The sequence below is a fragment of the Gemmatimonadaceae bacterium genome, assembly GCA_035633115.1.
Taxonomy (GTDB): Bacteria; Gemmatimonadota; Gemmatimonadetes; order Gemmatimonadales; family Gemmatimonadaceae; genus UBA4720.
On the sequence record DASQFN010000101.1, the window covers coordinates 1 to 1,615 of the forward strand.

At 58.8% G+C, this 1,615-nt stretch carries 2 protein-coding genes; one reads left to right on the forward strand and one right to left on the reverse strand.

Annotated features, from left to right (window positions below):
* Positions 1-578: DNA alkylation repair protein (locus tag VES88_11980; protein HYN82214.1), on the forward strand; the 578-nt coding region annotated here is incomplete at its 5' end.
* Positions 579-729: 151 nt separating this feature from the next.
* Here the strand turns inward: VES88_11980 and VES88_11985 are convergent.
* Positions 730-1,615, reverse strand: an 886-nt coding sequence (locus tag VES88_11985; protein ID HYN82215.1) for a nuclear transport factor 2 family protein, incomplete at its 5' end; no start/stop codon positions are given.

The window sequence follows — 1,615 nt, forward strand, 5'->3', positions numbered from 1 at the left end:
AGAAACGCGTCAAGATGGACTACCAACTCGCGCTGGATCTCTACGACACCGGCATCGCCGACGCGATGTACCTCGCCGGTCTGATCGCGGACGACGCGAAGATGACCAAGAAGGACCTGCAAAAGTGGGTCAAAGGCGCCAGCTGCAACGGGGTCGCCGAATTCACGGTCCCGTGGGTCGCGTCCGCGAGCCCGCATGGTCGAGAGATGGCCTTGAAGTGGATCGATTCCAAGGATGAAGCCATCGCATCGGCGGGCTGGGGGACTTACAGGAGCATGGTCGCGATCAAGGAGGACGCGGACCTCGACCTTGTCGAGATCAAGTCGCTCCTGCAGCGCGTGGCGAAGTCGATCCACCAGCAGCCCAATCGCGTCAAATACGTGATGAACAGTTTCGTCATCGCGGTCGCCTGCTACGTCAAACCGCTCCACAAGCTGGCGGTCGATACGGCCAACGGCATCGGCAAGGTCGCCGTCGAGCTGGTCGGGGCGTGCAAGATTCCGTTCGCGCCCGATCAAGTCAAGAAATTCGAAGCACGCAGCGCGATCGGCAAGAAGCGCAAGTCGCCGAAGTGTTGATCGGACTGTCGAGGCCCGCGGAGGTGGTTTCGCGCCACTTCAACGCCGTCGTTATAGACCTGGAGATCGGGACATTCGTTCCGTGCATGTTCGCATAAAAAGGCCGGAGCGAATAAACTCCGGCCTTCAGCAGTTTTAGCAGCAATCAAGCTTACATAGCGGGCGAATTCATGCCAAAGGCGAACTTCCACGCATCGCCGTCCTTAACATAAATTGACACGCCCCAGATAACAGTTCCTCCGATCTCCTGACCGCCGCAAGTGCCGTCGGCGGTGCCCTTGCGAGTGAGCATCTCGACGGTCGGCGAAAGAGCTGAGGCGAAGCCATCGGTGACGCTGACGCTTTTGATTTCGCAATTGGCGCCGGTCCAGTCCTTCATTGCATCGGCCCTGGTTGCGAGGTAGGTGCCGAATATATTCACAAATGAAACGTCCTTTGCTATCAAATCGTCGAGCTTCCTGGCGTCGTGTTCCTTCCATGCTTCCCATAACGCGAGTTCGACCTTGACGAGAGCGTCGGTGTTGGCATCGGGCGTGGCCTTGGCCGGAGCAGCGGTGTTCGACGCCGTATTTGAATTAGCCGCAGTGTGGTCGTCCTTCTTCGGCCTTTGGTTTTTGAGCGGAGCCGCGGGCTTTTTGGGCGGAGCTGCGGGTGCGGCCTTTGGCGGATTCTTCGGATCGACGATCAAATTCTCGCCGTGAAAGACCGCCTGCCATTTGTCGCCGCTGCGGACCCATATGCTGGCCGAACGGACCGGGCTCGGCACCTTCATCGGCTTGCCGTCGGGGCCGTTGCACGTGCCGTCCCAGGTGGCCTTATAGATGAGGGCATACGTGTCCGCGTCGATCATCGACATCGCGGGCTCGGTCAGGTCCATTGACTTGATGTCGCACTTAACGCCGGCGATCATCTTGACGGTTGCGGCCTTGTCCATCCGCTGGCCGCCGCCGGTGAGAATGACGAACTTGTCGCTCAGCATTCCCTCAAAAAACTTTGAATCGCCCTTCACATAAGCCTCATTGGCCTGTTTATCGAGG